Origin of the sequence: Paenibacillus camelliae, from assembly GCF_023715345.1 — a bacterium.
GTDB classification, from domain to species: Bacteria; Bacillota; Bacilli; order Paenibacillales; family Paenibacillaceae; genus Pristimantibacillus; species Pristimantibacillus camelliae.
The window spans coordinates 179,376-201,829 of sequence record NZ_JAMBNY010000002.1; the positions used below are offsets into that span (position 1 = coordinate 179,376).

27 protein-coding genes are annotated in these 22,454 nt (G+C 42.8%); 2 read left to right on the plus strand and 25 right to left on the minus strand.

Translation table 11 applies throughout. The features are described from left to right. Window positions 1-7 precede the first annotated feature (7 nt). Genes bshA through M3180_RS06870 form a run of 5 tightly spaced genes read right to left on the minus strand, consistent with a single transcriptional unit; the run spans window position 8 to window position 3,493 of the window. On the minus strand, window positions 8-1,180 hold the full coding sequence (bshA, locus tag M3180_RS06850; RefSeq protein ID WP_251666783.1) for an N-acetyl-alpha-D-glucosaminyl L-malate synthase BshA: 1,173 nt from the start codon (window positions 1,178-1,180) through the stop codon (window positions 8-10). A gap of 27 nt (window positions 1,181-1,207) precedes the next feature. Then, the gene (gene bshB1 / locus M3180_RS06855) at window positions 1,208-1,900 is read right to left on the minus strand and encodes a bacillithiol biosynthesis deacetylase BshB1 (RefSeq protein WP_251666565.1); all 693 of its coding nucleotides are present in this window, start codon (window positions 1,898-1,900) and stop codon (window positions 1,208-1,210) included. Continuing rightward, window positions 1,900-2,322: a methylglyoxal synthase gene (locus tag M3180_RS06860; protein ID WP_251666566.1), complete on the minus strand. Its 423-nt coding sequence runs from the start codon at window positions 2,320-2,322 to the stop codon at window positions 1,900-1,902. The genes bshB1 and M3180_RS06860 overlap by 1 nt, the downstream gene beginning before the upstream one ends. Window positions 2,323-2,355: 33 nt before the next feature. Beyond that, entirely contained in the window at window positions 2,356-3,153 is a 798-nt protein-coding gene (dapB, locus tag M3180_RS06865) for a 4-hydroxy-tetrahydrodipicolinate reductase (protein WP_251666567.1), read from the minus strand. A 13-nt stretch (window positions 3,154-3,166) separates the two neighbouring features. Then, the gene (locus tag M3180_RS06870; protein ID WP_251666568.1) at window positions 3,167-3,493 is read right to left on the minus strand and encodes a nucleotide pyrophosphohydrolase; all 327 of its coding nucleotides are present in this window, start codon (window positions 3,491-3,493) and stop codon (window positions 3,167-3,169) included. 129 nt (window positions 3,494-3,622) lie between these two features. On the opposite strand from M3180_RS06870, the gene M3180_RS06875 reads away from it, so the two are divergent. Continuing rightward, window positions 3,623-4,492, plus strand: a complete 870-nt coding sequence (locus M3180_RS06875) for a YitT family protein (protein ID WP_251666569.1) — start codon at window positions 3,623-3,625, stop codon at window positions 4,490-4,492. Here M3180_RS06875 and M3180_RS06880 read toward each other — a convergent pair. The 15 genes from M3180_RS06880 to hisC all read right to left on the minus strand — a co-directional run bounded on the left by M3180_RS06880 (window position 4,489) and on the right by hisC (window position 17,019). After that, window positions 4,489-5,355 (minus strand): sporulation protein YpjB, encoded by an 867-nt coding sequence (locus M3180_RS06880; RefSeq protein ID WP_251666570.1) that lies wholly within the window; start codon window positions 5,353-5,355, stop codon window positions 4,489-4,491. The two genes, M3180_RS06875 and M3180_RS06880, sit on opposite strands and share 4 nt — an antisense overlap. 42 nt (window positions 5,356-5,397) lie before the next feature. Beyond that, on the minus strand, window positions 5,398-6,039 hold the full coding sequence (locus M3180_RS06885; protein ID WP_251666571.1) for a DUF1405 domain-containing protein: 642 nt from the start codon (window positions 6,037-6,039) through the stop codon (window positions 5,398-5,400). Between the two features lie 57 nt (window positions 6,040-6,096). Beyond that, a complete protein-coding gene (locus M3180_RS06890) occupies window positions 6,097-6,966 on the minus strand; it encodes a menaquinol-cytochrome c reductase cytochrome b/c subunit (protein WP_251666572.1) in 870 nt (289 codons plus the stop codon). A gap of 19 nt (window positions 6,967-6,985) precedes the next feature. Continuing rightward, the gene (gene qcrB, locus M3180_RS06895) at window positions 6,986-7,657 is read right to left on the minus strand and encodes a menaquinol-cytochrome c reductase cytochrome b subunit (protein WP_251666573.1); all 672 of its coding nucleotides are present in this window, start codon (window positions 7,655-7,657) and stop codon (window positions 6,986-6,988) included. 15 nt (window positions 7,658-7,672) lie between these two features. Beyond that, a complete protein-coding gene (locus tag M3180_RS06900; protein WP_251666574.1) occupies window positions 7,673-8,203 on the minus strand; it encodes a Rieske 2Fe-2S domain-containing protein in 531 nt (176 codons plus the stop codon). A 249-nt stretch (window positions 8,204-8,452) separates the two neighbouring features. Then, a complete protein-coding gene (locus M3180_RS06905; protein ID WP_251666575.1) occupies window positions 8,453-8,866 on the minus strand; it encodes a DUF2487 family protein in 414 nt (137 codons plus the stop codon). Between the two features lie 134 nt (window positions 8,867-9,000). Then, on the minus strand, window positions 9,001-9,177 hold the full coding sequence (locus tag M3180_RS06910; RefSeq protein WP_285855646.1) for an IDEAL domain-containing protein: 177 nt from the start codon (window positions 9,175-9,177) through the stop codon (window positions 9,001-9,003). A 32-nt stretch (window positions 9,178-9,209) separates the two neighbouring features. After that, window positions 9,210-9,716 (minus strand): gamma carbonic anhydrase family protein, encoded by a 507-nt coding sequence (locus tag M3180_RS06915; RefSeq protein WP_251666576.1) that lies wholly within the window; start codon window positions 9,714-9,716, stop codon window positions 9,210-9,212. 70 nt (window positions 9,717-9,786) lie between these two features. After that, window positions 9,787-10,953 carry a hypothetical protein gene (locus M3180_RS06920; RefSeq protein ID WP_251666577.1) on the minus strand — a complete coding sequence of 389 codons (1,167 nt, stop codon included), beginning with the start codon at window positions 10,951-10,953 and terminating at the stop codon, window positions 9,787-9,789. Between the two features lie 393 nt (window positions 10,954-11,346). Then, the gene (locus M3180_RS06925) at window positions 11,347-12,465 is read right to left on the minus strand and encodes an SEC-C domain-containing protein (RefSeq protein WP_251666578.1); all 1,119 of its coding nucleotides are present in this window, start codon (window positions 12,463-12,465) and stop codon (window positions 11,347-11,349) included. A 125-nt stretch (window positions 12,466-12,590) separates the two neighbouring features. Continuing rightward, window positions 12,591-13,187 (minus strand): histidine phosphatase family protein, encoded by a 597-nt coding sequence (locus M3180_RS06930; RefSeq protein ID WP_251666579.1) that lies wholly within the window; start codon window positions 13,185-13,187, stop codon window positions 12,591-12,593. Between the two features lie 18 nt (window positions 13,188-13,205). Next, on the minus strand, window positions 13,206-13,817 hold the full coding sequence (locus tag M3180_RS06935; protein WP_251666580.1) for an anti-sigma factor family protein: 612 nt from the start codon (window positions 13,815-13,817) through the stop codon (window positions 13,206-13,208). Beyond that, entirely contained in the window at window positions 13,814-14,410 is a 597-nt protein-coding gene (locus M3180_RS06940) for an RNA polymerase sigma factor (RefSeq protein WP_251666581.1), read from the minus strand. The genes M3180_RS06935 and M3180_RS06940 overlap by 4 nt, the downstream gene beginning before the upstream one ends. Before the next feature lie 416 nt (window positions 14,411-14,826). Continuing rightward, the gene (locus M3180_RS06945) at window positions 14,827-15,918 is read right to left on the minus strand and encodes a prephenate dehydrogenase (RefSeq protein ID WP_251666582.1); all 1,092 of its coding nucleotides are present in this window, start codon (window positions 15,916-15,918) and stop codon (window positions 14,827-14,829) included. 3 nt (window positions 15,919-15,921) lie between these two features. Next, window positions 15,922-17,019, minus strand: coding sequence for a histidinol-phosphate transaminase (gene hisC, locus M3180_RS06950; RefSeq protein WP_251666583.1), 1,098 nt, complete (start codon window positions 17,017-17,019; stop codon window positions 15,922-15,924). A 324-nt stretch (window positions 17,020-17,343) separates the two neighbouring features. Between hisC and M3180_RS06955 the strand changes: the two genes are divergently transcribed. After that, a complete protein-coding gene (locus M3180_RS06955; protein ID WP_251666584.1) occupies window positions 17,344-17,742 on the plus strand; it encodes a DUF6843 domain-containing protein in 399 nt (132 codons plus the stop codon). A 194-nt stretch (window positions 17,743-17,936) separates the two neighbouring features. Here M3180_RS06955 and trpA read toward each other — a convergent pair whose 3' ends face one another. The 5 genes from trpA to trpD are packed head-to-tail and all read right to left on the minus strand — an operon-like array spanning window position 17,937 to window position 22,443. After that, window positions 17,937-18,743: a tryptophan synthase subunit alpha gene (gene trpA / locus M3180_RS06960; RefSeq protein ID WP_251666585.1), complete on the minus strand. Its 807-nt coding sequence runs from the start codon at window positions 18,741-18,743 to the stop codon at window positions 17,937-17,939. Further along, on the minus strand, window positions 18,740-19,936 hold the full coding sequence (gene trpB / locus M3180_RS06965) for a tryptophan synthase subunit beta (RefSeq protein ID WP_251666586.1): 1,197 nt from the start codon (window positions 19,934-19,936) through the stop codon (window positions 18,740-18,742). The genes trpA and trpB overlap by 4 nt, the downstream gene beginning before the upstream one ends. Beyond that, on the minus strand, window positions 19,933-20,616 hold the full coding sequence (locus M3180_RS06970; RefSeq protein ID WP_251666587.1) for a phosphoribosylanthranilate isomerase: 684 nt from the start codon (window positions 20,614-20,616) through the stop codon (window positions 19,933-19,935). Before M3180_RS06970 ends, trpB begins: the two co-directional genes overlap by 4 nt. Continuing rightward, the gene (gene trpC, locus M3180_RS06975; RefSeq protein ID WP_251666588.1) at window positions 20,613-21,410 is read right to left on the minus strand and encodes an indole-3-glycerol phosphate synthase TrpC; all 798 of its coding nucleotides are present in this window, start codon (window positions 21,408-21,410) and stop codon (window positions 20,613-20,615) included. The genes M3180_RS06970 and trpC overlap by 4 nt, the downstream gene beginning before the upstream one ends. Further along, window positions 21,400-22,443, minus strand: coding sequence for an anthranilate phosphoribosyltransferase (trpD, locus tag M3180_RS06980; protein ID WP_251666589.1), 1,044 nt, complete (start codon window positions 22,441-22,443; stop codon window positions 21,400-21,402). The genes trpC and trpD overlap by 11 nt, the downstream gene beginning before the upstream one ends. Window positions 22,444-22,454: the final 11 nt, after the last annotated feature.

Below are 22,454 nucleotides of genomic sequence, written 5' to 3' on the forward strand. Positions count from 1 at the left end.
TCACCTTCTATGCACGACACATCGTAGACGTAAATGGCTTGATCTCTGATTCAAGCCCAAGTACTTTATAGTATATACTTTCGTATTCGTGCGTAATCCTATCATTACAGAATTCATTTCTAGCTCGTTCGATGCAAGCCTCAACGACTGAACGATATCGCTTTTCATCCTTCAACAATTCAATCGCATATTGACTCATCGCATCAACATCACCAATAGGCGCAAGATATCCTGTCTCGCCATGAGTGACAAGCTCAGGTATTCCTCCTGCTGTTGACCCAATCGTCGGTACACCACAAGCCATTGCTTCTAATGCAACTAAGCCAAAGCTTTCTTTCTCAGACGGTAGCAGCAGAATATCCGCCATAGATATGACTTGAGCGACATCCTCCTGTTTTCCTAAAAACAGCACCTTATCTTCAAGGCCTAAAGCTTTAACCTTACACTGAATTTTCGTTAGTTCAGGTCCTTCGCCAACAAGAAGCAGCTTTGCAGGTAGCTCCTGCTGTACTTTATCAAATATATCTAAAACATCTGACACACGCTTAACTGGCCTAAAATTAGAGATATGCATCAATATTTTTTCATGTGGTGCTGCATAGTCTCCTCTAAGCTGTGTTACTTCGCGAGGATAATATACACGCTTATCTACAAAGTTGTAGGTTAACTCAATCGGCGTTGTAATATCAAGCAGCTGTCTTGTTTCTTGAATGAGATCTTGCGATACGGCAGTTACGGCATCACTTTGGTGAATCGCTAGTCGGATTAGATCCTTTAACGACTCATCTTGTGCTAGCACAGTAATATCCGTACCATGAAGTGTCGTTACCGTTTTTAATCCATTATTAAGCATTTGCTTAGCAAGGTATGCACAGACAGCATGTGGTATAGCATAATGAACATGTATGAGGTCTAACTGCTGCATTTGTGCGACCTGTGCCATTTTACTAGCTAGGCTTAGATCATAAGGTGGGTAGCGGAACACATAATAATCATTGACCTCTACCTCATGGAAAAACACATTTTTATGAAACTTTCCTAGTCTAAAAGGCATGCTATGTGTAATAAAATGAATTTCATGACCACGCTCTGCGAGTAGCTTACCTAGTTCCGTCGCTACGACACCAGAACCGCCTAATGTTGGGTAGCATGTAATGCCAATCTTAAGTTTACGCGTCAGAGTGACGCACCTCCTGATCTGTAATTACTACAACGTCGTAATAGGATACGGTCCTTTAACGGTAAACCCTTCAGCATATTGCCAGCCCTTGGATTGAGCTAAAAGCGAGTCTCTAGCCTGAACACGCTCAATATACCCATTCGTTAAAGGTGTTGCTACTCCGTCACTCGTTGCAGCGACATTAAATTGAGAAGAATACGCGCGAAGGGCCTTCTCCTTCAGCTCGCTTTCCTCACTTATATTTATCATTAAAGATACGTTATGTACATCATTAATATAGTAGAACATCGTTTGCTCTACTTGCCAAGCAGATAGCTCTGGCATATATTTACGAAGCTTTGCGTTAAATACTGCCTCTTCTATAAGCTTGCTACACATCACATGATCGGGATGTCGGTCCTCCCAGTAAGGCGCAAAAACCAGTCGTGGTCTATAGGTACGAATCATAGCGACTATGGGGTCGATATGCTCTTTCGCAAGCCGTAGTCCTCGATCGGGCAGGCGTAAGCACGATCTCATAGATAGACCAAGCACCGCAGAGGCTTGGGCAGCTTCCTGCTGCCTAAGCTCTACGGTGCCGTTAGAGGACATTTCAGCTTGCGTAAGGTCACATATTCCAACTTTATAGCCGATCGATGTATGCTTAGCAATGGTACCACCCATGCCGATCTCAGCATCATCGGGATGAGCACCAAACACTAAAATGTCTAATTGCTCCATTATTGATCTACTCCCGGCTTATATTTGTGAACAAGCTCACGCCAAGAAAAATCCCCTCGCACTAGCGCCTTCACTAATAGCTCAGCAGTAGCTATATTCGTCGCGACAGGTATGCCTTGTACATCACATAAACGCAGTAGTGCAGTAATGTCTGGCTCATGCGGCTGAGCCATAAGCGGATCACGTAAAAAGATAATAAGATCCATTTCATTTTGCGCTACTAAAGCACCGATTTGTTGGTCTCCGCCTAGTGGACCGGAGCAAAAGCGCTGAATCTGCAAATTGGTTTGCTCCATAATTCTTGTTCCTGTTGTTCCAGTTGAATACAGCTTATGTGAAACAAAAGCCTGTTCATATGCAATAACAAAGTTAACCATTTCATCCTTTTTACGATCATGTGCAATAAATGCAATATTCAACATAATAATTCCTCTCTTCTGCTCCGAGATATAATGTTAGTCCATAATATGTTCAAACCCGTATACTAAACCGGTATAAGTCATTACTTTTTTAACGGCATGGTTAACACCTGGCATATAACCAGCACGATCATACGAATCATGACGAATTTTCAATGTTTGTCCATCCCCGCCAAAGATAACTTCCTGTTGAGCAAAAACGCCTGGCAAACGTACACTATGAATACGGAAGCCTTCATAATAACCTCCGCGTGCACCTTCAATCGTTTCCTTCTCATTAGGGTTACCTTGACGCATCTCTTGTCTCGTCTCAGCAATAAGCTCTGCTGTTTTAATTGAAGTACCGGATGGAGCATCGAGCTTCTGGTCACCGTGATATTCAATAATTTCCACATGCGGCATATATTTTGCAGCTTCCTGTGCAAATTTCATCATTAAGATAGCTCCGATGGAGAAGTTTGGTGCAATGAGCCCACCTAGCTTATACTGCTCGCATAGCTGCTCTAGCTCTGTAATTTGTTCAGGTGTGAAGCCGGTCGTACCCATGATCGGTCGAATTCCCGCTTCGATCGAACGCTTCGCATGTGCATAGGCCAAATGAGGCGTTGTAAAGTCAACCATGACATCTGCCTGCACGCTGTCAATGACATCCTCGAATGAAGCTGCTACCGTGACACCCAGCTTGTTTACCCCGATGAGCTCTCCAGCATCCTTTCCTGCATTGGAAGGAGAAACCGCTGCTACTAACTGAAGCTCTGGGTCGCCAGCAACCATCTTCACAACTTCCTTACCCATTCTACCGCTTGCTCCAATTACTGCTACTTTAATTGTCATTTGCTATTCACCTTTATTCCTTTTTAGTCCAGCGATCAGCATCGCGTGTGTTGAATTTATGCATCACTTTATCGTGAGCTTCAGTCAAATCAATATTTAGCGAATTGGCGAAGCAGTTCAAAATGAACAATATATCTCCTAGCTCCAGCTCGATGGAATTAGGTGCTTCATCAGCCTTCTTAGGCTTCTCACCATAAGAATGATTGACTTCTCTTGCTAGCTCGCCAACCTCTTCAGCAAGTCTTGCTACCAAGGCCAGTGGGCTAAAATAACCTTCTTTATATTGTGATATGTATTCATCAACTTCACGCTGAATTTGCGCGAGCGTTTTTTCAGCCATCGACTTCAGCATCCTTTCATTGCACATTCCAATTCTTATGTTACCGTAACACTATTAAGAAAACAATGTTTTTTGAAGCGAAAAGTAACGTATACTACAAGTACCAAAGCTAGAAAAGGAATGAACATCATGAACATTAAATGGGTTTCCGTTTTGAAGCAAATCCTCCCGATTACGATCGGTGCCGCACTGTATGCATTTGGATTGCAATGCTTTGTTATACCAAATCAACTCATGGAGGGCGGTGTTACTGGGATTGCTGTGCTGCTCAATTACGTTTTTCAGTTCCCGATGTCTGTTACAACACTTGTCATTAACATTCCGTTGTTTCTGATCGGTTGGAAAATACTCGGCAGCAAAAAGATGATTTATACAATTTATGGTTCTGTGGCCCTCTCAGGATTTTTGGCTATCTTAGAAGCTTACTCGCAGCTTACCAGCATCATCTCATTCGAAAATGGCTATGATCCTATGCTCATCGTCTTATATGCAGGTGTTACGCTAGGCGCTGGCTTAGGTATCGTTTTTCGTTTTGGAGGGACTACTGGCGGAATAGATATCATCGCTCGCATATTGTCTCGCTGGAAGGGCTTCAGCATGGGACAAATTATATTAGTCTTTGACGCCATCATTATTGGCATCTCCATTTTTTATATTTCCTTAGATAAAATTCTCTACACATTAGTCATGGTGTTTATCGCTTCTAAAATGATCGATTTTATACAAAACGGCGCTTATTCAGCCAAAGCGTTTTCCATAATCACGGAGAATGGTGAGCGTATCGCAGAAAGAGTAACGCAAGAAATGGATCGAGGAGTAACCATTCTACCTGCGAAAGGGGCTTACTCTGGTTCAACAAAAAAGGTCGTATACTGCGTAGTCGCTCGCTCTGAAACTCATCGTCTCAAGCAGCTCGTACGAAATATCGACCCTAAAGCATTTATTGTTATTCATGAAGTTCAGGATGTTCTTGGTGAAGGATTTAAAGAAGAGGATTAAATTCTCCAGTTTTTAACACCATATGGCTCTTGCTTGTACTTTCGATAGCCAGCAAACGCAAGGAATGCTGAGATGATTGCACCAATGAATAACGCAAAGCTTGTTGCATTAGCATTGGCTGGAGCGGTTACTGCTGGAACAGTAATCGTTTCCTCAGCCATAGCGAAGAGTGCGTGAACAGTAAGCTCCATTCCATCAAGTAAGGTAACTAAGCTTTTATGCTGAGATTGATTCCATCCATCCTTATGTGAGGATATAAAATGCTGTAGCATATCAGAGCGCTTTAACAGCTGAGACATAACCTTCTCATCCCCGACCATGTAAGCGGCCATTTCCATTCTTTCAATACGCTCCATCAGCTTTTCTACATATATATTCGTTAGCTCTACTTTATTTTCCCGTTTGGATTGACTTACTCTGCGAATGGATTGAATATCATCTAATAATAATGCCTCATATTGAAGCCACGGACCTTGCTCAGCCTGCATGAGAGAATCGACGGCCAAGCGCAGTCGATTAATCGGCTCTCGCCAAACAATGCCAGACTCCTTATTAACAAGTGCCTTTTCCACGGTTAACACATCTTCTCTCATCATCGTCCATGCATTAACTGTACCTTGCTGTAGAAGCTCTGGCTCATTCAACTGGTGCTTTAAGCTCTGAACGAGCCTGTACACCTCTTGTTTATGTGAAGCATTGCCTTGCTCATATAGCTCGGCAATTGTTTGTTCCAGCTTAATTAAGCGAGTGTTGCCTTTGTTATGCTCATCGCCCTTCGCTTCAACTTTACCGAATACAGTTGCCATCAAAGCTAACAGACATATTACACTTATACATGCCATAATACCAATACGAAATTTCATAGCCGTCCCTCCCAGTATCATACTATGGGAAGGAAGGACAAGTTATGCCTGTTTTCTAAACAATTTCCAGCTAATTAACCCAACAATAAGACTGCATATGGAAAGTAAATAGGTTAGGATCATGACGGTATCAACATGCGAATGAAGCGTTGACGGCAGCCATGGATAGATGCCGAACGTATAATCCATTGTATCATTCAACAGAAGCCATGCTGTTGCCGCCACAAAGCTCGCTAAGCTAAGCTTCATAAATCGGGCATATAGCATCACCTCTACAGCCATCGCTATATGCGAGGTCATCAGCATATAGCTTTGCCAGTTAAGAGGGTCGCCTTGCGCTGCACCTGCAATAATAACAGCTGTCGCCCATATCCCATATTTGAAGGAGCATACGACTGCTAATGCGTTAATAAACCGCACTATACTGCTGACAATTACATTTGTGCCCTTTGGTGGAAACAGTAGAAATAATACCGAGATGGAGAAAAATAAGCTCGCAGTTGGTGAATCCGGTACGAAAGGCAGCATCCAGCTTTCCTTCTGCTCGATTGTCCAGATTAGCTGGTTTTCATACCATATGTACCCATAAATCGTTCCTGCAAAATTTACGATAAAGAGCAGCCACAGGAAGCTGCGATTAAGCAGCAAAGCTGGACTGAATAACAATGAAAATGATAATTTCATAAATGTATCCCTTCTTTGAAAAAAGACCCCGCCGCTAATGCGACAAGGTCTTTACAATTAAGACTGTGTTTGCTTTGATAGCCATTCAGCTAACTGATTAATTTCATCGGTTGAGAGCGTACCCTCAAACGCTGGCATGCTGCCATTGTTTTTACCGTGAATAATAATATCAGCAATTTCTTCGGTAGTCATACGATTACCGATGCCTAGAAGTGAAGGACCACCTGCGCCGTTAAGGTCTGCAGCATGACAAGCAATACACTGTGCCTCAACTACAGACGCGAAGATAGGATCCTCAGGCTCAATAATCGCTGGTGCTTCTGCCGTTTTCAGGAAGCTTGGACGCTCTTCTCCGCGTTCTAACGCTTCACGAACCTTATCTGCACGCTCATGGTGCTCAGGCACGATACCCTTTTCTTCAAGCTGGTGCTGGTAATGATCCCAGGATACAACCGTTAGATAAACTACTGCTGCAATGGAAAGAAACATTAAGGAAGATGCGATTGGACGGCGATAGAAACGACGCTCTTTACCTGTATCAAGGAAAGGAGCTAGCATTAATGCGCCGAACATGATCCCCGGAATACCCAATGTACCAAGCAGTATGTAATCTTGCGAAACGTACGGATATTTCAAGAACTGATACAGAAACAAGAAATACCAGTCTGGCATCGGAATAAAGGATGCGTTCGTTGGATCAGCTGGGTAGCCAAGTGGTGCAGCTTCTGCCATAACCCACACAAGAAAACCAACTAATACAACACAGCCTACCATCCACTCTTTTAGAAGAAAGTTTGGTATGAAGGCTTCCGATTTACCAGGGAAAGAAGTATAGTCTGGCGGTGTGCTGTCTCTGCGACCAGATTTTTTCACACGAGAATCGCCAACGTATACAATTTTTTCGTCTGATTTATGACCGTGTGCCATCTTTACTGCCTCCCTTCTATTATAGTGGACCAGAAATACCTTGTCTTCTAATCATAATAAAGTGCGCCGCAAGCATTGCAATGAGTGCTCCCGGTAAGAAGAAGACGTGAATTGCGAAGAATCTCGTCAGCGTCTGCGCACCTACTATGTCTCCACCATATAAGAAGGATGCAATATATTCACCGATATATGGAACAGATGCTGCAATCTCTACCCCTACTTTTGTTGCATAGTAAGCTTTGTTGTCCCAAGGCAACAGATAGCCTGTAAAGCCAAGGCCCAACATAATAAAGAAGATAAGCATCCCTACTACCCAGTTCATCTCACGAGGCGCTTTATAAGAACCTGTGAAGAAGACGCGTAGTGTATGTAAGAACATCATAACAATAACTAAACTCGCACCGAAGTGATGCATCCCGCGAACAATTTTACCAAACGGTATTTGATGCTGCAGGTAATCCACACTTGCATAAGCGTGAATAATGTCTGGAACGTAATACATCGTTAAGAACATTCCAGATAAAATTTGAATAACTGTAATAAAGAACGTCAAGCCACCAAAGCAATAAACAAATGCTGAGAAATGATGTGCTGGGTTAACATGCTCCGGCACCTCATGGTCCGCAACATCTCTCCAAAGCGGCGTAATATCGAGACGTTCATCAATCCAGTTGTAAACCTTTTTAAACATCTAATTTACGCCCTCCTATGCTCGAGTGTTGGCAATAATGCCGCCAAGATACACAAAGCCATCTTGAATTTCAACAACGTATTCATCTAATGGCAAGTTTGCAACGGTAATGTTTTTACCGTCTCTGGAATAACGGGCATCGTGACATGGGCAATCATATTCATTTCTGCCGTGTGTGTTCCAGAATACTGTGCATCCTAAATGCTTACAAACTGGGGAAAGTGCAAAGATTGCTCCAGATGCATCTCTAGAGATCCAAGCTACCTTTTCCGTTTCACTTTTGTACCAACCATCAACCTGGCGAACCTTGAATTTTACTTCTTGCGGCTCAGCCGTAACTTTACTTTCTTCAATAACCTTTACTAGCGTGCTTTCGCCACCTTTTGCTAGCAATGGATCTACTGCAAAGCGAACCATCGGCAACACCGTGCCGCCTACCATAAAAGCTGTTGTTCCGCCAAGTGTATAGGATAAAAATTGACGACGGGACATCTCTTTTCGTTGGACCGGCTGGTGCTTCGAATCCTGATGTTCATGGTTACTCATTTTCTGTTCTAACCCCCTTTGCCAACCAATTCTGCCGTTTTGCGTAAAAGCAAAACCATATGACGAACTAGGACATAAATATAATAGCCCAGCTACCAAATACCGTCAAGAATTTGGCAGGACATATGTAACAATTAGGCAATGTCGTTCAACAATTTGTTATCATTTTGTCACAATTGACACAGAATTGCAAATGTTTCACCCTTTTTTCGCCCATTTGATGCGATTACTTTATAAAATATAGCAATATTATGAATGCCACAGTTCACGTATTTTTCTACTTATTTCCACATCACTTGGCAAATTACCATCCTCAGTCGGTGCGATCCATAGATCTGCCTCATTTATTTGAAACATGATATCGCTTTTAGACGTAATAAGGATGATATACTTGTAGCCCTGACTTTTTAAGTTAGCGCAGCACCTCGCTATTGCTTGCTGGCTCCCCTCGTTACCGTATACATAATGGTAAGCAGGGTAGGTTACGATTCTACCTCGGTACGGTATCTCAACCAGATCCATCACATCACGTAGCTGCTCTAAGTAATTTGTAGCCTCTGATGGCGTTTCTGTTCCATCAAGCCCGGTAATTGGCAAGAGACATGTATCAACATACGGCTTTAGTTCATCCCACTGTTCAGCTTCAATCTCGCTAAACTTCACATAGATCTCCTCCTTCTTGTATGTCTAGTCTACATCTTACATAACAAAGCCGCCAAATGCTATAGGTCCAGCACCGGCGGCAAGCTTATCTCTTAGAATTCCAGTTCACACAGGAAGCTATGCTCTGCCCTAACCTATGAAGATTCCAGCTGCTGAAGTTTTTTGGTTAGCTCATAGAACTGCTCCTCATTGCCTGTTGCAAGAGACTCATCAATCGCCTGCTGAAGCTTATCTCGCTGGTAGCTGCGCAACGATTCATCAAGAATCAGCTCTGCAGTTAAACCGAGCATTGCTTCATATTGAATATTCATCTTATCGATACGAAACACCTCCACTTGCGGTGCTAATTATTCCTATACTCGTATCCTTTGAATACATAGCTTTCCATTGTTCTTTTCATTCGTTCAAGGTCAGCATCATTAAGCTCACGAACAACCTTAGCTGGTGTTCCTAGCGATAAGGTATAGGCCGGAATTTTACTATTTTCCGTAACAACAGCACCCGCTCCTATTAAAGCATATTCACCTATTTCCGCTCCGTTCAGGATTATAGCGCCCATTCCTACTAGGCTGCCTTGTCCAATGGTGCAGCCGTGAATAATCGCACTGTGTCCAACAGAGACTTCATCCTTTACGATTAGCGGCTGATCTGTGTTGACATGCCCAACGACGCCATCCTGAATGTTACAGCGATTCCCAATCTGAATCGGTGCAAGATCTCCTCTTAACACAGCATTGAACCATACGGTGCTTTCATCGCCAACCGTTACATTGCCTACAATTTTTGCTCCTTCCGCAACATATACACATTGTCCTAGTCTTGGACGAAAAGATTGATATGTAATTAGCATTAGACCAGCTCCCCGTTAAATGTAGTGAAATTTTAACAATGGAGCTATGTATTGTCAATGTGTACTAACGTTATGGATAAAGCTCAGATAGCAATCGCTTTGCAACTGGTGTGGCTTGCAGCAATCGACCAGACTCCACGTCATCACTCACCTGAAGTAATCCAAAGTGCTGCATAGGCTTTACTAATCGTTTATGTAAAATCTGTGAAGCTGAATCAAAATAGTATGGCTTGATGAACGGCAGCAATACCCGCTCAATGGATTCGAGCGTGCACCAGCTGCTTGATAACATCGTTATCCAGTACATCAGTGCTCGAATATTCGGAATTGGCGTCCGATACCGTTTCATCCAATGGATGACAACCGTTTTAAGCTCTGAAGCTTCAATCTGATTCGGTATCATCGTTGCATTAACTACGATCCGATCTTCCTGAAGCAAGATCCATCGTTTACTCCATAAATAGTCATAAATAAGTGTCATCCGATCTGGGAGCTCCCCAAATCCTTTACCGTAGCCAAATTTCCATGCCCCCTTGCTCGGGAGCTCTTCTTTAATTGAACTCGCTTCATTAAGCTGCAGCACTGCTCTACGATGCAGCACACCGTCCAGTGCAGCATTGGGATTGTTCTTCGTTATATATTCAATCATCATACTCATATCAAGCAGCAGCTTTCCGCTTTCATCCTCATAGTTAGCCGGTGCTTCTACATAGCTGGCTTCCTTCTGTAGTCTACCGAGCAAATGCTGCCTGAATCTAAGCTTAAAATCTGCCGGTACATGAAACATGTAGCGCTCATGCCCACGATATCCATTAAACAGCCAGCCTTTACTTTTGAAGCGTGCAATCATCTCTCTTGGTGCGGCCACCTCAGTCGCTTCTACTGTTTTCTTTCTTTTTTTCACTTGGTTCCTAGTTGTTGCTGATTGAGCAACTGCTTCCTTACGATGTAATGCGCTTGTAGGCTGCATATCAAATCGACATTGCTGAAGTAGGGCTATTAAATCCTCTAAGCTATATGCTTTCAAATTTTCGAACAACAAAAAATTCAAAAATCTAAGCTCTTCCAGTCGCAGTCGATCGATACTTTGATTAATAACCTCCTTTTGATGAGCATTTGCTAAAATTGCTTGTATGAGCTCATGCTTTGAATGACCGTTGCATTCGCAGCCATATTGCTCTGCGATTGAGGATAGCTGCGAAATGTCCGCGTAGCTAAGCATATCTGATAAATTCATCGATGATCCTCTCCTGCCTATTTGTTATCCTGCTTCAATGTGTATGTATTTGTAGTATTGGTAATTTTTAAGGTTTCATACTATTTTCCACAATTTTTCATCCCGTTCAATGCATAAAAACATCAAACTTCTTAGCTCACAATAAGCAAATTCATTCCTCTTTGTTTTGCAGCATGTCATTACCTTATCCACTCAGGTCGCATTTAAAACAAAAAAGGAACAAACAGATGTGCTTCGCGGAGCTGTTCCCCACATTTATCACATCGTTTGTTCCCTTAACCTTTAATAACTTTTATCTGATAATAGCTAGTATGATCACCTTGATAGCTTGTCCATTTGCTAGCCTAGATTACATAACGCAAAAAACGTATGATGAATAATTCTAGTCATTATCTACGCGTTCATGCAGCATTTTTTATATTTTTTCCCACTACCACAATAGCATAAATCATTGCGTCCGAGATTAGCTTTATTTACTTTTGCATCTTGTTCAGCTGGCTCCGTCGTACCATGCGTAAGTTCATTGGCACTGTGCCCTTTTAAGCACCATTGCGGTGTATTGTTATACATAATAATTAAACGAGGGAGCAGCATATTCAACGCATCCTCAGTAAGCTTCATTTCACGATTCATATAATCGACCAAATCCTGAAGCTGCAGCCCTGCTCGAATTCCAAACTCGGATTGATCTGCTACAAGGTTCGCCTCGAATTTAGGCAGTTGAAAGTTTTTCATGAGCATGTCAACAAGCATCTGGTGCGCTTGTGTACGCAGTACAAATTGTTCCTCACCAGCCTGCTGTAATTGAAGTGCAGTAAACATCGCGTGCGGCACGTCCTCACGCTTGCTTTGCTCTTTAATAATCAATGTTGGATCTGGAATAGCGTTATGATAAACATAGCTATCATTGACTCCAATATCGCTACGATAGTGACGATAGTTTACGATGATATGCATATAGGGTGCTTGAAGCTGCTCAAACATAGGGTATCGATCACTTAGTTCCTTTACCTGCTCATGCGTAAGTGCACCGTAATAGTACATCATGCCTTTGATCGTCTTTAGGAATATCGAATTTCTCTCGATGATTTTACGATCTAGCTTCGTTAAAACCTCTTTTACTACTGGAATAAGCTCAACAGGCATCGCCATTGCTTCCCGTCCGGCAACGGTGTGCTTAAACATTAAGCCAAGCTCTTGCCAGTATTGCGTCATCTGTTCAGTCCAATCCTCCGTAACAGCAACGATACCGTTTTTAGACGCCGCGTATTCCAGCAAAGTGATGCGTTCATCATCCATCACATATAAAAGAGACATTAACTCCGTTTTATAAACGATTGGCAATTGCTCAATTAACGCTTCTAGCAACTGCTCCCGATTTAGCTTACTTACATTTTTTACAGATGCATTTCTACGAATAATCGTTAGCGCATCCTTAGATAGATTGCTCAATGCATCGCGAATCAACAATTCGTCCTGCATCACACGAACCTGTTCCAAACTTACAGACATTGTAAATCCTCATTTCATCATGATTGTCCAACCATTAGGCATAACATTAATCATATCTTATTTCTCTATATGCCGCAACTTCATTCATGACAAGAAATTGCTTACTGCTATCGCAAAGCTCAAGCCTAAACACATGTATCAAGCTCTAGATGCTTGGTACAATTGTGCAGCATCAGCTGCCAAGACTCACTATCACGCTTCAAGATAGAGTAAGACAAATTGTTGATACGTTTATCCTCTATAGTCGGAAAAAGCTCTAGTAATAGCTCTGCAATAAAGCTGCCATGCGTGACACATAGGATGTTCTGTTCCGGGTAACTAGCGTATAGCTCATTCAGCAGCGTCAAGCCTCTCGATCTCATTGCCTCATCAGTTTCAGCTCCTAGATCAAGCTCCTTCCAGCCTTCTCCCCAGCGCTCAACACGCTCCTCTAGCGTTGTACCTTCGATTTGACCGAAGTAACGCTCTCTTAATCGTGAATCGGGGGAGAGCATTGGAATTTGCAGAGCTTCTGCAATATGCTGTCCTGTAGCCATTGCTCGCTGTAAATCGCTCGTTATTAGATAGTCCCAATGCTGGTCCTCACGTTCTCCTTGCAGCCTCTGTGCAAGCAGCTTCGCTTGCTTAATCCCGTTCTCGTTTAATGGGATATCGGTTTGTCCTTGAATTCGCTTAACAGCATTCCAGCTCGTTTCACCATGACGAATCAATCCTATCTGCATGCTCCATCCACCTTCCAATTATTGTCTAGTTCTCGTAAACCAGCCCATCACCAGCAGCGTCATAACGATACCGACGAATGATAATGCCACGTAGTATTGAGGGAACGTTGGTACAACCTGTAATACAATAGGATCGCTTATACTTGCTACTGGAATGGATCCTGTATAAATTGAAGTGTAAACACCTTCGTTTGCAGATGCATTAGCTACGTCTACAATTCCAGAAACCTTGGCTGTAGGCAACGCAGTTGTATTCTTATAGTAGTCAAAAATAAATAAAAATAATGCAATTGAAAACATAGCGAGGCAGCTGGCAATTGCAATCGCAGCATTCCGCCGAAAGCTTTTGGTAAACTGATACCGCTTGCTTGTAATTGGCATGTACCATGCTTCTTCCTCATATATTCGCTTCATCACATTTTCACTAATATTCGCCGAGCTATGTAATGCACTGTTGCCAAGCAAGGATTCCTTTTCATCCAGGACAGGAAATGCAATTGGTTCTAAATCCAAATTAGCAGCGCAATGCTCACAGTCGAACAAATGCGCTTCAATTTCAATTCGCAGTGGATTTTCTTCATCTAGCTGCCAGTACGTGTGTAGAAGCTCATCTACTTGCTTACAATTCATTTCCGATTCATCCTTTCTAAGTCATGACTGCCAGTGTCTTGAACAATATAAGGCTCTAGCTGACCCTTGATACTCGCTCTTGCTCTAAACAGCAATGACTTCACTGAGCTGACTGTCTGTCCTAATATATTCGCAATTTCCTGATAGTCTAATTGTTCGTATTCTCGTAATATAATGGCCGCACGCTGCTTCTCAGGTAATTGATCAATTGCTTTTCTAACTAAATGCATTCGTTCAGTTAGCAGCAGCTGTTGCTCAGGCGTTGCTTCAGTAGATACGATAGGTTCGATATTAACTTCTTCAATCGATACCGTAGCTGCTTTCTGTTTTCTAAGCTCACTCAGCACTGTATTTTTAGCAATCGTATAAAGCCATGTTGAGAAGGTAGCATCGAGCTCACGAAACGTATGTAAGCTTTTATAAGCTTTATAAAACGTTTCTGATGTTAAGTCCTCTGCTATAGATTCAAGCTTGGCGCTTTTCAACATATGATAAATAAATGATAATATTCTTCGCTGGTAGCGATTCATCAGCTCGGTGTAGAGCTCGACATTGCCATCCTTGATTTCACGTATAAGCTGGGAATCAGTCATAACAGGCGAACCTCCTCCACCTGCAATTTCACCCAAGGATGTATATATTCATATACTTCACAAAGGTATAAAAGTTGCGTTTTCGATACTGCTATCGTAATGAACCCATAAAAAGTAATCGTTATAACCAATATAAAGGCAATAAAAAAGTAACACTCCTCTTTAGAATAACATATCTCTGAAAAAAGAGGCAAAAAAAAGACCACTCAATGAGTGGTCCGTGTTCATCTTGAACACAAATGTTATTGGATAGGAGTGGAGAGAAACCATACTGTACTTTTATTATATGTATACGCTTCCACTTTGTCAATAAGCGCTTTCATTTTAAATAAATTTAATTTTTTATATGAAAAAAGAGATAGAAAAGGGAGCAGACCAGTTATAGCCCCTCCCTTTTAACGTACTACATTAAAAATTTATAATTCTACGTGATAGCCTTTGCTTTGAAGTAGCTTGATTGCGTCATCCAGCTGTTCCTGTGTACGAAAGCTAAGTCTCAAGACACCAGGAATTTGCTCACGACTTTCAATAATCTGGATATTGCTAATATTGATATTTTCCTTACCCAGCTCTGAAGCAATTGATCCAACTATACCCGGATGGTCAGGAATATCTACAAAGCAATCAAATACGGAATGGATAATTCCTTTTCGTCTCTCTGGCATTCTTGAACGGAACTGCCCAGCCGAGGCGAAGGCGTCCACGATTGCCGGTCCATCACTTTGCTCAAGCATCGTGCGAAAATGTGACATCTGCTGCTGCCAGTCGTCAAGCAGCTGAAGCAGCACTTCCTTGTTGTCCAATAATATATCACGCCAAAGCGGTGGATCGCCCGAAGCAATTCTTGTAATATCACGGAAACCACCCGCTGCTAGAAGCTCGTATAGTCCATTGCTATCATTATAGCTTCTCACCTGATTAACTAGTCCAACAGCAATGATATGAGGCAAGTGACTGATCGCTCCAACGATCGTGTCATGCGCTGCTGCATCTACCTTTACGATATGCGCTCTCGTATAGGAAAGGAGCTGCTCTAGCTCCTCTATAGCATGCGGAGGCGTATCCTGCTCTGCAGTTAGTACATAAAAGGCATTCTCCAACAATCTGCTCGAGGCAGCCTCGACACCGGAACGCTCTGAGCCTGCCATTGGATGTCCACCAATAAATATAACATTTTGGGCTGCTAACGCCTTCGCCGAATTCATCACCGAGAGCTTTGTACTGCCCACATCAGTAATGATACAGCCTTCCTTTAGTGGAATCGTGCTCAGCTTTTGAATATAATCATCCATCATTCCGACAGGTACGCATAGAAATATAAAATCAGCATCACTCGCTGCTTCCTCAACAGACGTTGTTGCATAATCAACAACGCCGCGCTCAACATACTTCTTCGCTGATGCTTCTCGATTCGAATATCCGCATAGCAGCAAATCCTGTTGTCCTTTAAGAGAAAGTGCGATGGAGCCACCGATAAGACCGACACCGAAAATCGCTACTTTTTTCATCGTTTAATGTAGCACCGCCAATTCTGTTAACACTTCCTCCAGCGCTCGCACGAATTTAATATTTTCCTGCTCTGTTCCAACAGACACACGTATCCATGTAGGGTAATGCTTCCAGCCTGCACGAATAATAATGCCCTTACGAAGCAATAAATCGAAAATTTGCTTTGAAGGTGTACGTACATCTACCAATATAAAATTACCGTGTCCTTTAAAATATTGCAGACCTAGACGATCAAAAGCTGAATGCAAATAGTCCAGTCCAGCCGAATTTGCAGCAACGCTGCGCGCTAAAAACTCATCGTCAAGCAGCGACGCTTTCGCTGCCACTTGTGCCAGTCTACCTGTATTGAATGGCTCACGCACTTGGTTAATGGTTCTGATTACGCTTGCTTCACCAATTCCATAGCCAATACGATTAGCAGCCAGACCGTACACTTTGGAGAATGTTCGTAGAATTACGACATTAGAAAATCGCGGAAGTAATGATACGCCATCAGTGAAATTATCCGCCGTAACATATTCACAATACGCTTCATCGAGAACGACGAGTACATGCTTCGGCATTTTCTCTAAAAATTGAACGAGCTGCTCATGCTCTACGACCGTACCTGTAGGATTGTTAGGATTACAAATCCAAACGACCTTCGTTCGATCCGTTACAGCAGCAAGCATGGCATCTAAATCATGTCTGCCATCCTTTAAAGGCACCTCTACAATTTTTGCATTCTCAATCTCACAATTATGCTTATATTGTGAGAAGGTTTCATTCGCCATTACCGTCTCGTCCTCAGCTGTTAAGTACGCTCGGCATATCATAAGTATAATATCACTGGAGCCTGTTCCGAAAATGATTTGATTTTCTTGAACTCCGAGCCTTTTTGCCAATACAGCAGTAAGCTCGACGCTTGCTCCATCCGGATATATATTTAATTGGTCTATTTCATCAAGCATAGCTTCTCTAGCCTTCGGAGAGTAGCCAATTGGATTTTCATTCGAAGCTAATTTGATCACTTCATCTAATCCAAGCTCACGTTTTACATCCTCAATCGGTTTGCCCGGTTGATATACCGGTAAGTGCATAATGTTTACTTTAGGCTGCATGAGCCATTCACCTCTTCGTCATAATTACTTTAAAGCGTTAATTAGCGACTGCTTTTAACTATTTTCTCATAACTGCCCCTGCATTTAAAGTAAATCTTTAAAACAAGCGTTTCGACACTACGGATATGCTGTAGTTTCTATTCTCTTGGGGCCTATTAACCAATAACCACTATACTACCAACAAACCTCTCTTTTCTTGCTGCCAGTATAGTTCCAATATATACAGGTGCTCACGATCCATGGACGCTGTTATACTGAAGTAAACGAAAATAATTTTTCTTACAAACTAAGCATTATATTGGAATAGAGAGGAAGAACCTTGCCTTGAAAAGATATATATTTGCAGCTCTATTTTTCATGGTGGCTGCTGTCGTTTTTCTATTCGCTACAGTGAATAAAAATCCACTGCATATTTATTTAGTACCTGAACATTTTACTGGTGAAGTAGTAGTTACCTTTAATCAAACAGATTCCCAGCCTCTTGCAAAAGAAAAAAATTCATTTGTTTACTCCATACCTGATTCAGGCAAGTTAAGTACCTCATCTGCCCTTGAAAGTGGGCCAGTTGAAGTTTACTTTGTTGACAGTCAGGGTCAACGTATAAAAGTAGATCAAGAAATCCTTCACGGCGTAGCTTCTACACATGGTGGCGACCGAGAAACGATCTCAAAATTTTTTATCGGTACAAGGGAGCAATACGAAGCTTATGTTAACCAACAATAGCTTCACACATATGACCACATCATCCCCAATAAAGATTCTTAGAAATGAATACTAAAAAAACAGGATGGAAAAATGACCGCATTTTTCCATCCTGTTTTTTCATTACTGGAGCTTGTTAGCACCATTTTATATTACAATCAATCATTTCAAATCGCATTCAACGATTTCATTACGATAAATAATTGCATGAATAATTATCCCTTTAACGCTGCCACGAATTGCTTAATATTGTTAAGCCCCTCTTCTCTTGTTGCAGCATTTTGCAAAAGTGGCACATTGTTCTCGATCGTACGAACGATGGCGCTGCCGACGATGACACCGTCACATTTTTGCTCAAATCTAGCAACCTGCTCGCGGGAGGATATACCAAAGCCAATTGCAATCGGTACATCACTGGAGCGTCTTACAAGATCTAGAAACTCATCGACTTCCGTATGGAAATCAGAACGTTCACCCGTTACACCAAGCGACGATACGCAGTATACGAAGCCTCTAGCCTGCTTCGTAATGCGCACAACTCGCTCTTTGGAGGTTGGAGCAACAAGCGGAATAAGGTGAATATTATACTGCTCAGCAAGTCTGCGTAGCTCTTGATCCTCTTCGATAGGCAGGTCTGGTACAATTAATCCGCTAATATGATTTTGAACGACTAGCTCAAAAAAAGCCTCCATTCCAAACTGATAGATTGGATTGTAGTACGTAAACAGAATGAGCGGAATCGTTACACCTGCTTCACGTAGTCTACCGCCGAGCTTAATGCAATCAGTAAGGGTTACTGAATACTTCAATGCACGCTCAGACGCTCGTTGAATAACAGGTCCATCCGCAAGCGGATCGGAATATGGCACGCCTAGCTCAACCATATCTGCGCCTGCCGCTTCTAACGTCTTAACAATATCCACCGTATCATCAAGCGTTGGATCACCGCAAGAAATAAAAGGTATCAATGCATTCTTCTGCTCAGCTTTAAGCTCAGCAAATTTCTGATCAATTAAATTCATGATTCGTTCCCTCCAAGGTATCCCATGATCGCTTCAACATCCTTGTCTCCTCGTCCAGATAGGCTGACAACAACAACCTGATCCTTATTAAGCGTTGGAGCAAGCTTAATCGTCTGAGCAATCGCATGGGCTGATTCCAATGCAGGGATAATTCCTTCGGTACGGGACAGCTCCTGCAGCGCATCCAATGCTTCTTGGTCTGTAATCGGCACATATTGCGCTCGACCTGCATCCTTTAAGTAGGAGTGCTCAGGACCAATTCCAGGATAATCCAAACCAGCTGAGATGGAGTGTGCTGGAAGCACTTGACCGTGTTCGTCCTGTAGCACATAGCTCATCGAGCCCTGGAATACACCGTGGCGGCCTTTCGTCATCGTAGCCGCATGCTCTTCTGTATCAACACCACGTCCTGCTGCTTCAACACCTAACAGCTTAACGCCTTCATCTTCTATGAATGGATAGAACATCCCGATTGCGTTACTTCCGCCGCCAACAGCTGCAACGACATAGTCTGGCAGTTTACCTTCATATTTCATTATTTGCTCACGAGACTCGTCTCCAATAATGCGCTGGAAATCACGAACCATCATTGGATAAGGATGTGGCCCAGTTGCCGAGCCAAGAATATAGTAGGTGTCCGTTACGTTACTTACCCAGTAGCGAAGCGTCTCGTTGCAGGCATCCTTCAGGGTACGTGTTCCGCTCGTTACAGGCACGACCTCAGAGCCTAACAGATTCATGCGGAAAACGTTCAGCTGCTGACGCTTCATATCCTCTTCACCCATAAATACTTTACATTCCAAGCCTAGCAGCGCAGCAATGGTAGCCGAGGCAACCCCATGCTGACCCGCCCCTGTTTCAGCTATAACCTTTGTTTTGCCCATACGCTTTGCGAGTACCCCTTGTCCAATCGTATTATTGATTTTGTGGGCACCTGTATGGTTAAGATCTTCGCGTTTTAAGTATATTTTAGCGCCGCCAAGCTTCTCACTTAAATTTTTTGCGTAATACAGTGAGGTTGGGCGACCGGAATATCTATATAGCAAATCAAGCACTTCTGCTTTGAATTCTGGGTCCTTGCTGTAGTGAAGATACGCTTCCTCCAGCTCAAGCAATGCGTTCATTAATGTTTCAGGTACGTATCTTCCACCGAATGGCCCGAAACGACCATTGGAATCTGGATATTGTGTCATGCGTCTATCACCTTTCTAACAAACTCTTTTATTTTAGCGATATCTTTTTTACCATCTGTTTCTACTCCGCTCGATACATCAATGCCATCCACATCGTAATGCTGGAGCAGCTCAGTAACATTACCAGCATGTAGCCCGCCAGCAATGAGTAGCGGCTTGTTAAAATAGTTCGCTGCTTGTTGATAAGCATTAATCGCTTCCCAGTTGAACATTTTTCCTGTTCCTCCGCCTGGGGCATCAATTAATATGCGTTCGACATACGGCATAAATGGTTCTAGCTCAGCAATTAGCTGAGAAAGCTCTATCTTCTGCACATCTGCAGCAATAGATATAACTTTCCATAGCACTTGCCCCTTAAGCCTTGCATGCAGCGCTGCATAGTAATCAAGCGACTCTGTGCCGTGAAGCTGAATAATATCAAGCTCTACCGTATGCAGTAGCTCAGTCATATCTTCAAGTGGCATGTTTACGAAAACACCCGCTGCCCGTGGCGGCTTTCCATCTCTGCAGACAAGCTGCTTAATAGAAGTAGTGAGCTCTATCCCCTCTTCTACCGAAACCTGTCTCTTACTTGGAGCAAAGACCAGTCCAATTTCAGTAATATCAAGTCCGTCCATCGCAGCTATCGTAGAGGTATTTCGCAGCCCACAAATTTTGATATGCGGAGTGATACTACTCATTGCTCCACCTTACCCATTAACGTTTCTATTGCCGCACCAACATCACCTTGACGCATAAAATGCTCACCGATCAATAATCCTTCTGCACCAACAGATCTTACATATTCATAATCCTCATTGCTCAAAATACCACTCTCACTAATTTTGATTACGTTAGAAGGAATAATTTCTATCAATTTAGCTGTCGTTTCAAGGTTGGTCTCGAACGTATGAAGGTTGCGATTGTTAATGCCGATCAACGTCGCTTTATTCATCTGCAGTACACGTTGAAGCTCTTTCTCATCATGCACCTCAACTAGCACATCCATTCCTAGCTGCTTAGCAAGATCGTAGTAATCACTTAATTGTTGATCTGTTAATATGGCTACGATTAACAAGATACAATCTGCACCGATCAATCGTGCCTCATAAATTTGCAAAGGATCAATAATAAAGTCCTTGCGCAATAGTGGTAAGTTAACTTCGCTGCGAATATCAGTTAAAAATTGATTTTTGCCCTGAAAGTACTGCTCATCTGTTAAAACAGAAATGCAGTCTGCTCCTGCTGCCTCATAGCCTTTCGCTAACGCTACAGGATGAAAATCCTCTCTAATGAGACCTTTAGATGGTGAAGCCTTTTTCACTTCAGCAATTAAGCCTAACGCTCTATGACGATTACCTGCACGGAGAGCTTTCTCGAAGCCTCGACAAGCCGGCAACTCTGCAATCTTCTTCTCTGCCTCAGCAATCGTTAATTGCCCAGCCAATTGTTCAACCTCTTGTTTTTTCGTTTCAACGATTCGATTAAGAAACATGCGTCAATTCACCTGTCTTCTCAATTAATTGGTTTAATTTTAGTGCTGCTTTACCTGAATCAATAATGTCAGCAGCAATGGCAACACCTTCACGATGACTATCTGCAAGACCACCAAGATAAATGCAAGCTCCTGCGTTAGCCAGTACTATCTCACGATACCCGTCTTTTCGTTTACCGTCAAATATTTCACGAATTATTTGAGCATTATATGTCGATTCTCCACCTAATATCTGCTCCAGTGGATACCGCGTTAACCCTAGCTCCTCAGGTGTAATATAATAGGTAGAGACACGACCGTCCTTAAGCTCTGAAACCTTTGTAGCCGCAGAAATACTAATTTCATCAAGTCCATCATCACTGCTGACAACAAGAGCTCTTGTAATACCAAGCTCACCAAGCACTTCAGCAATAACCTCTGTTTTACTAGCATCATATAAGCCAAGCAATTGACGATCGGCATTCGCTGGGTTCGTAAGCGGACCAAGCATATTAAAAATCGTGCGTGTCCCGATTTCCTTTCTCGGAGCAGCCGAATATTTCATAGATGGATGATAGAGCTGAGCAAACATAAAGCAAATGCCGACTTCGTCTAAACAATCCTTTGCTTGCTGAGGTGTAATGTTAATATTGACGCCAAGCGCTTCTAGCACATCTGCGCTTCCAGACTTTCCAGACATCGCACGATTTCCGTGCTTCGCTACATGAATGCCTGCCGCAGATGCGATGAATGAAGAAGCCGTCGATATATTGAACTTGCTGATGCCGGAGCCGCCCGTTCCGCACGTGTCCAGCAGACCCGATCTACTGCTGTTCACACGATTGGAAAAGCTTCTCATTACTTCTGCAAGACCAGTGATTTCGTCCTTCGTTTCACCCTTCATACGAAGTGCAATCACCGCTGCGCCGATCTGAGCACCTGTCGCTTCCCCACTCATAATTTGACGCATCACACCACGCGCTTCTTCACGCGAAAGGTTATCCCCATTAACAAGCTTTTGAATTGCTGCCTGCATCGTTAATTGCTCACTCATCTCAATCTCCT

Coding starts and splice junctions, on each gene's coding strand:
- bshB1 (WP_251666565.1), bottom strand. CDS start 1,900: ATGGAGCAATTAGACATTTTAGTGTTTGGTGCTCATCCCGATGATGCT.
- M3180_RS06860 (WP_251666566.1), bottom strand. CDS start 2,322: ATGTTGAATATTGCATTTATTGCACATGATCGTAAAAAGGATGAAATG.
- dapB (WP_251666567.1), bottom strand. CDS start 3,153: ATGACAATTAAAGTAGCAGTAATTGGAGCAAGCGGTAGAATGGGTAAG.
- M3180_RS06870 (WP_251666568.1), bottom strand. CDS start 3,493: ATGGCTGAAAAAACGCTCGCGCAAATTCAGCGTGAAGTTGATGAATAC.
- M3180_RS06875 (WP_251666569.1), top strand. CDS start 3,623: ATGAACATTAAATGGGTTTCCGTTTTGAAGCAAATCCTCCCGATTACG.
- M3180_RS06880 (WP_251666570.1), bottom strand. CDS start 5,355: ATGAAATTTCGTATTGGTATTATGGCATGTATAAGTGTAATATGTCTG.
- M3180_RS06885 (WP_251666571.1), bottom strand. CDS start 6,039: ATGAAATTATCATTTTCATTGTTATTCAGTCCAGCTTTGCTGCTTAAT.
- M3180_RS06890 (WP_251666572.1), bottom strand. CDS start 6,966: ATGGCACACGGTCATAAATCAGACGAAAAAATTGTATACGTTGGCGAT.
- qcrB (WP_251666573.1), bottom strand. CDS start 7,657: ATGTTTAAAAAGGTTTACAACTGGATTGATGAACGTCTCGATATTACG.
- M3180_RS06900 (WP_251666574.1), bottom strand. CDS start 8,203: ATGAGTAACCATGAACATCAGGATTCGAAGCACCAGCCGGTCCAACGA.
- M3180_RS06910 (WP_285855646.1), bottom strand. CDS start 9,177: ATGAATATTCAATATGAAGCAATGCTCGGTTTAACTGCAGAGCTGATT.
- M3180_RS06915 (WP_251666576.1), bottom strand. CDS start 9,716: ATGCTAATTACATATCAATCTTTTCGTCCAAGACTAGGACAATGTGTA.
- M3180_RS06920 (WP_251666577.1), bottom strand. CDS start 10,953: ATGAATTTATCAGATATGCTTAGCTACGCGGACATTTCGCAGCTATCC.
- M3180_RS06925 (WP_251666578.1), bottom strand. CDS start 12,465: ATGTCTGTAAGTTTGGAACAGGTTCGTGTGATGCAGGACGAATTGTTG.
- M3180_RS06930 (WP_251666579.1), bottom strand. CDS start 13,187: ATGCAGATAGGATTGATTCGTCATGGTGAAACGAGCTGGAATGCTGTT.
- M3180_RS06935 (WP_251666580.1), bottom strand. CDS start 13,817: ATGAATTGTAAGCAAGTAGATGAGCTTCTACACACGTACTGGCAGCTA.
- M3180_RS06940 (WP_251666581.1), bottom strand. CDS start 14,410: ATGACTGATTCCCAGCTTATACGTGAAATCAAGGATGGCAATGTCGAG.
- M3180_RS06945 (WP_251666582.1), bottom strand. CDS start 15,918: ATGAAAAAAGTAGCGATTTTCGGTGTCGGTCTTATCGGTGGCTCCATC.
- hisC (WP_251666583.1), bottom strand. CDS start 17,019: ATGCAGCCTAAAGTAAACATTATGCACTTACCGGTATATCAACCGGGC.
- trpA (WP_251666585.1), bottom strand. CDS start 18,743: ATGAATTTAATTGATCAGAAATTTGCTGAGCTTAAAGCTGAGCAGAAG.
- trpB (WP_251666586.1), bottom strand. CDS start 19,936: ATGACACAATATCCAGATTCCAATGGTCGTTTCGGGCCATTCGGTGGA.
- M3180_RS06970 (WP_251666587.1), bottom strand. CDS start 20,616: ATGAGTAGTATCACTCCGCATATCAAAATTTGTGGGCTGCGAAATACC.
- trpC (WP_251666588.1), bottom strand. CDS start 21,410: ATGTTTCTTAATCGAATCGTTGAAACGAAAAAACAAGAGGTTGAACAA.
- trpD (WP_251666589.1), bottom strand. CDS start 22,443: ATGAGTGAGCAATTAACGATGCAGGCAGCAATTCAAAAGCTTGTTAAT.